Source organism: Paramagnetospirillum caucaseum, from assembly GCF_000342045.1.
Classification (GTDB): Bacteria; Pseudomonadota; Alphaproteobacteria; order Rhodospirillales; family Magnetospirillaceae; genus Phaeospirillum; species Phaeospirillum caucaseum.
Window position 1 is genome coordinate 1 of the sequence record NZ_AONQ01000120.1, and the last position, 6,530, is coordinate 6,530.

Here is a 6,530-nt window from a genome sequence, read left to right on the forward strand (position 1 = left end):
CACCGACGCCTGCCTGGAAAAGCCCTATCGCCGCTCGACCCTGATCAAGACCATCTCGGGCCTGGTCAACAAGTCGGTGGAGGCGGGGTGGGACAATCTGGCGCCGCACTACAAGGAATCGCTGCGCCGCACGGTGGACAGCTTCAACAACATCTCGGACCTGATCGACAAGGGCGAGCCCCTGGTCTACCAGGAGATCACCGAGGCCTGCGGCCCGCTGGTCGACGCGGTCAGCAACCACGATTTCAAGGTGATCCTCAACGGGGTCAAGGGCCACGACAACTATTCCTACGTCCATTCGCTGCGGGTGGCGACGCTGTTGTCGCTGTTCGGCCATACCATCGGCCTGAAGGGCGAGGACCTCAGCCTGCTGGCCAGCGGCGGCCTGCTGCACGATATCGGCAAGATGACCATCCCGCACGAGGTGCTGAACAAGCCTGGCCGCCTGGACGACGGCGAGTTGCAGGTGATGCGCAGCCATGTGCCGAAATCGGTGGATTACCTGAAGCTGTGCGAGAGCCTGCCCAAGGGGGTGCTGACCATCGCCTCCCAGCACCACGAGAAGCTGGACGGCCAGGGCTATCCCGGCGGCCTCAAAGGGGGGCAGCTCAACGAACTGGCCCGCATGGCCTCCATCGTCGACATCTTCGGGGCGCTGACCGACCGCCGGGTCTACAAGGAGCCCATGTCGCCCGAGGACGCCCTGGCCCTGATGAATGAGCGCATGGGCGGCGAGATCGACCAGGGGCTGCTCGGCCTGTTCCGCGCCATGCTGCTGGATGCCGCCACGCCATCGGCGTGATGGGGGTCAGAAACTGACCGTCGCCTGGACGAAGGCGCTGCGCCCCGGCGCCCATTGCAGCCGGGTGGTGGGGCTTTGCGGCAGCGGATTGACGTGCAGGTGGTAATGCTTGTCCAGCACGTTGGCGATTCCGGCGGTGACGGCGGCGCGGTCGCCCACCGCCACGCCGGCGAACAGGTCGAGCAGCGCCCAGCCGGCGGTTCCCCCCGCCGTATCCTGGCCCGAGCCCGAGGCGGTATAGGCGTCGATGCGGTCCTGGCTGGCGGCGAAGCTGAGCCGCGCCCCCGCCGATCCCACGGTATCGGCGGCCAGTTCGCGGCGATGCTCGATGACCATCTCGCCGTCCAGCGGGGGAACCTGGTAAAGCGGGCGCGCATCGGTGAGGTTCTCGCCCCGGGTCCATGACAGCTTGGCCCGCGCCGCCCAGCCCTCCGACACCTGCCACCAGCCTTCCAGCCCGGCTCCGGCCAGATAGGCATCGACGTTGCGGTAGACGATGGCTCCGTCGCTCTTCAGGATGCCTGCCTGCCCCCGGGCGCGGTCGGCGGTGATGAAGTCCGCCACCCGGTCGGCATGGACGGTGGCGGCCAGCCGCCACGATCCCGCCGGATTGCCCGGCGCGAAATTGCCCTTGAAGCCGCCATGATCCTTTCTCGCCCCGATCTCGAGGCGGTGATGGGCTTCGGGGGCCAGTTGCGGATTGCCCACCTGGGTGATGGAGGCGGGGCCGGAACTGGCGTAGAAGCGCTCGCCGGGGTCGGGGCTGCGCACGGCGCGGCGCAGGTCGATGTGCAGGCGTCCGCTCTTGTCCTCCAGGTCGTGGGTCAGCTGTGCCCGGCCGCTGACATTGAGATTGGAGGGGCGGGACGCGCCGTCGTTGCCGTAATAGCTGTTCCACAGGGATTGCGGCGTGACCTGGAAGGACGAGGCGCCGCTGCCGGACACCGGCGGCATGTTGCTGCGGTCGTTGGGATCGGAATGGATGGCGTCCAGGCGCAGGGCGGCACTGAGGGAGTCCTGGGCCGACAGCCGGGTGGCGGTGGCGTAGGTCAACCCGGCCTGCAGCGTCTGGACGTCGGGCATGCGGTGCACTGCCTGTCCCTGGGCGGGGTACAGGGAATCGATGTCGATGTTGTAGCGCAGGATGCCGAAATCCGCCGTCAGCGTATTGCGGAAGGCGCCGGTGGTGAACTCGCCGCGCACCAGCCCGCGGGCGGTGGTCCACAGGCCGAGATATTTGAGGCCCAGGCTGCCCTGGTCGCGCAGCGAGGTGTTGTCGGCGTCGTAGCTCAACGCGTCGAACACCAGGCCGGTCTCGATCCGGTCCAGCCGGGATTCCTGCGGCGCATGCTCGAACACCGTCGAGGCGAGATAGCGGTCGGTCCGCGTCGCGTCGATGCCGTAATTGGGGATGCGCTGGTTGGAATAGGCGTCGCGCATGACGAAGCCCGACAGCCGGCTCTTGGGGGCCGGGCGCCAACTGGCCGCCAACTGGGTGTTGTCGCGGTCGTAGCTGTAGTTCACCCGCTGGCCGGCGCCGTCTTCATAGGGTTTGACGCGGTCGTGGCGCACTCCGCCCCACAGCGAGACATCGCCCGCCTCCATGTTGGCCAGCCCGGCCGTGGTCGAGACGGCGCCGTTGCCCTGGGCGCCGCCGGTCAGGGCGAGGTTGCGCGCCGCCGCCGCCGCGGCCCGGCGCTGGGCGAAGAACTCCACCGGCCAGGCGGTCTTGGCCGGCATCAGCGGCTCGGCCACCGGCAGGTCGGCGAGCAGCATGAGCGGCGGCAGATCCTGGCCGGCATGGCGCGGCATGTAGCGGGTATCGATGAACGACTGGTCGGGAAACAGCTTTGGAAGCTCGGCGGCGTCCGAGCGGTCGGCAAGCGTCACCAACGCCGCCAGCAACGGCAGTTTGCGCAATAGGTGCCGACTCTGAGCATGCCCCCATCTCATGGCCATAGAACTAATCGGACCGGCGGGACAAAGGCAAGTCAATCCGGCTGCAACCGTTGCACTTGCCACGGCTTCGGTGTACCGGTTGCAGGTGGCGTGGAGGGGAGGCGACGCGGCCATGCGTTTGCAAGGGGCGAAACGACTCGCGCTGATCCTGGCCCTGGCCCTGGCCCTGGCGCTCGGGGTGATGGTCGCGGCCGGCTTGCCGGCCGCCGCCGCGGTGCTGCTGTCGCCCGACACCGCGATGCTGCCGCTCGGCGGCCATTGGTCGGCGCTGCGCGATGCCGCCGGCACGCTCGACATCGACGACATGACCGGGGCGGAGGCCGAGGCGGCCTTCACCCCCCTGAACGGCGATCTGGCCGCCGGATACGACCGCGCCACCTGGTGGCTGCGCACCGAAATCCGGCGGAGCGCCGCCGCCCCGTCCGACTGGCTGCTGGAGGTGGAGCCGGCCTATCTGGATCAGATCGGCCTGTTCATCGAGGACGGGCAGGGGGGATTGCGGGCCCTGGCGGCCGGCGACCGTGCCGTCTTCGCCGCCCGCGACGTGGCGTACCGCACCTTCGTCTTCCGCATCCGCCTGGCCGACGACCTGCCCCATCGGGTCTATCTGCGGATCAAGTCCACCAGCACCATGGCCGTGGCGGCGCGCCTCCTGTCGCCCGGGGGCTTCGCGCTGAGCAGCGCGCGGCGGGATCTGGCCCACGGCCTCGCCCATGGCGCTTCGATCATCATCATCCTGTTCGCCCTGGTCCAGTACGCCGCCGGGCGGGACCGGCTGTATCTCTGCTTCCTGGCCTATGCCGTGCCGCTGGAAACCATGTATCTTTCCATGGGCGGCCTCGCCTCGCAGGTGCTGTTTCCCGATCTTCCCCTGGTGGCCGACCACCTGCTGGGTATCTCGGCGTGCCTGGCCATCGGCGGCGGCATGATCTTCGCGGCGCGCGTCCTGGATTTCGAGCATCACTTCCCGCGGATGGACCGCGTCTACCATCTGGCGGGGCATGGCTGCCGATGGGCGGCCCTGTCGGTACCGGTCGGGCTCTACTGGCTGGCGGCGCCGGTGGTCCAGTCGCTGGTGATGGTTTCCTTTTTCGTCACCATCGCCCTGGCGGTGCGCCGCGCCCTGGGCGGCGATACCGTCGCCAAGTGGTACCTGATGGCCTTCCTGATCCAGATATTGGTCAACATGGTGGTGGTGGCCCGGGTTCTCGGCCTGGTCTCAACGCCCATCGAGATGGATCTGGCCGCCCATTTCGCGGCGGGGGCCCATATGCTGCTGATCGGCTACGGGCTGGTGTGGCGCGGCGCCAGCCTCGAGGCCGACCGCCACCGCACTCGGCAGCTGCAACTGGAATCGGCCCACCAGATCGAACGGGCGCTGGAGGAGCGGGTCCGGCAGCGGACCCAGGAACTGGCCGAATCCAACGCCATCCTGGCGCGGGAGATCGCCGAGCGGCGGGCCGCCGAGGACCGGGTGATCGAGCGCGAGGCCCAGGTGCGCGCCATTCTCGACGCAGCGCCGTTCCCCATGGTGGTGGCGAGTTTTCCCGATGGCGCCGTCGCATACCTGAACGGGCCGGCGACCGAGCTTTTCAATATTCCCGCCGGTTCGGCCATCGGTATGAAGACGGCCAGTTTCTATGCCGAGCCCGGCGAGCGTGGGGCGCTGATTTCCCAATTGCACCAGACCGGCGCGGTCCTGGGGGTTGAGCTGCGCATCCGGCGGATGCCGCACATGCAGCGCTGGGTTCTGCTGTCGGCGGTGCGGTTCAGCTATGGTGGCGAGGATTGCGCCCTGGTCTGCCTCAACGACATCACCACCCGCAAGCAGCTGGAGGACATGCTGCGCCTGTCCGGCCGGCGGGCAGAGGCGGCGCTGGAGGCGGAACGCCAGGCGGTGCGCGAGCAGCGCAACTTCCTGGCCATGGTCTCGCACGAGTTCAGGGTGCCGCTGGCCATCATCGAGGCGGCGTCGCAATTGCTGGGCATCTATATCCGCGCCAACGAGGAGGCCGGCGACGAGGTGGCGAAGATCCGCCGGGCGGTGCGGCGGATGTCCGAACTCATCGACGTCTGCCTGGCCGACGACCGCCTGGATTCCTCGGCCATGGAACTGCAGGCCGACGACGTGGACGTGGCCCGCATGCTGTCGGACATCTGCGACGACAAGCGCCCGTTCGCCGGGCATCGGGACCTGGTGGTCCATGCGTCGGAGCCGGCCTGGGTGATGGCGGATTCCACCCTGCTGCGCATCGCCTTTTCCAACCTGATCGACAACGCGCTGAAGTTCTCGCCGCCCGAGGCCCCGGTCGCCATCGACGTCTTTTCCGAGGCCGACGCGGTGCGGGTTCGGGTCGCCGACCAGGGGCCGGGCATCGCCGTCGAGGAGCAGCCGCGCATCTTCGAGAAATTCTACCGCTCCACCAAATCCGACCGGGTGCGCGGCGCCGGCCTCGGCCTCTATATCGTCAAGCGCATCATGGACTTGCACGGCGCGGCCATTTCCGTGGACAGTCGGCGGGGCAAGGGGAGCGTGTTCGAGATTTGGTTGTCTCGGGCGGCGCGACATTAACTATGTCGGGTAATACTTAAGCGCTAGATAAGGTGCGTGTGAAGTATGATGTTATTGTGGAGCAATTTTCTACCGCTTGGGGGAAATCTATGATCAAGGTAATGGTCGTCGAGGACGATCCTGATCTGTGCGGCTCCATTTGCCGCTATCTCTCCCTGGTCGGCATGAACGTCCAGCGCGCCGGGTCCGGCGCCGAGATGGATGCTCTTCTGCAGGACTTCGCGCCCGACCTTCTGGTTCTCGACGTCAACCTGCCCGGCGAGGATGGGTTCTCCATCGCCGCCCGGCTGCGTTCGGCCAGCAAGGTGGGCATCATCATGCTGACGGCGCGCGGGCAGCTGGACGACCGGGTGCTGGGGTTGACGGCCGGGGCCGACGCCTATCTGGTCAAGCCGGTGCAGTTCCGCGAGCTGGAGGCGGTGATCCACAGCCTGACCCGGCGCCTGAACGAGCTTCCCGCCGAGGAGAAGCGCGAGGGCCGCGAGGAGGGCAACCAGACCTGGGGCTTCGACGCCGCCAGCTGGTCGCTGATCACCCCCGGCGGCCAGCGGGTGCCGCTGACCAATGCCGAATTCCGGGTGCTGCAGACCCTGACCCAGGAGCCGGGCGCCTCGGTGGCCCGCGACGACATCGCCGCCGCCCTGGGCAAGAGTGTCGGCGGCTATGACGACCGCAGCATCGACGCGGTGATGGCCCGGCTGCGGCGCAAGGTCAACGCCGCCACCGGCGAGAATTTGCCGGTGCGCGCCGTCCGCTCGGTGGGGTATGTTTTCGCCGCCCCGGTCGAGGCCCGCGCCCGTCAAGCTTCCTAGGACACTTATGGCTCGTACAATCGGTTCCCACGGCCCCCGGACCATGGAGGCCATCCGCAAGTCGGGCCTCAAACTGATCTACGAACACGGCTTCGAGGCCATGAGCCTGCGCCAGCTGGCCGCCGAGGTCGGCATCCAGGTGGGATCGCTCTACAATCACATCAGCACCAAGGAAGACCTGCTCTACGACCTGATCCGCACCCATATGGACGAACTGTTCCTGCAGTTCGACGCGGCCATGGCGGCGGTGGAGGGACAGGGGCCGGAAGAACGCCTGCGCGCCTTTGTGGCCTTCCACGTCACCTACCACATCGTGCGCAAGCGCGAGGTGTTCATCGGCGCCTCCGAGCTGCGTTCGCTCGAGCCCAACCATTACGAAGAGATC

At 67.8% G+C, this 6,530-nt stretch carries 5 protein-coding genes; 4 read left to right on the top strand and 1 reads right to left on the bottom strand.

Annotated features, from left to right (window positions below; all coding sequences use genetic code 11):
- Window positions 1-802, top strand: an 802-nt coding sequence (locus H261_RS22115; RefSeq protein WP_008622227.1) for an HD-GYP domain-containing protein, incomplete at its 5' end; no start/stop codon positions are given.
- 6 nt (window positions 803-808) lie between these two features.
- Here H261_RS22115 and H261_RS22120 read toward each other — a convergent pair.
- Window positions 809-2,722 carry a TonB-dependent receptor domain-containing protein gene (locus H261_RS22120; protein ID WP_008622229.1) on the bottom strand — a complete coding sequence of 638 codons (1,914 nt, stop codon included), beginning with the start codon at window positions 2,720-2,722 and terminating at the stop codon, window positions 809-811.
- A 151-nt stretch (window positions 2,723-2,873) separates the two neighbouring features.
- On the opposite strand from H261_RS22120, the gene H261_RS23645 reads away from it, so the two are divergent.
- The 3 genes from H261_RS23645 to H261_RS22135 all read left to right on the top strand — a co-directional run.
- Complete coding sequence (locus H261_RS23645) at window positions 2,874-5,333, top strand: sensor histidine kinase (RefSeq protein WP_008622233.1); 2,460 nt, start codon at window positions 2,874-2,876, stop codon at window positions 5,331-5,333.
- A gap of 89 nt (window positions 5,334-5,422) precedes the next feature.
- Entirely contained in the window at window positions 5,423-6,145 is a 723-nt protein-coding gene (locus tag H261_RS22130; RefSeq protein WP_008622235.1) for a response regulator transcription factor, read from the top strand.
- Window positions 6,146-6,152: 7 nt separating this feature from the next.
- A partial coding sequence (locus H261_RS22135; protein WP_040477233.1) for a TetR/AcrR family transcriptional regulator occupies window positions 6,153-6,530 on the top strand: 378 nt, incomplete at its 3' end.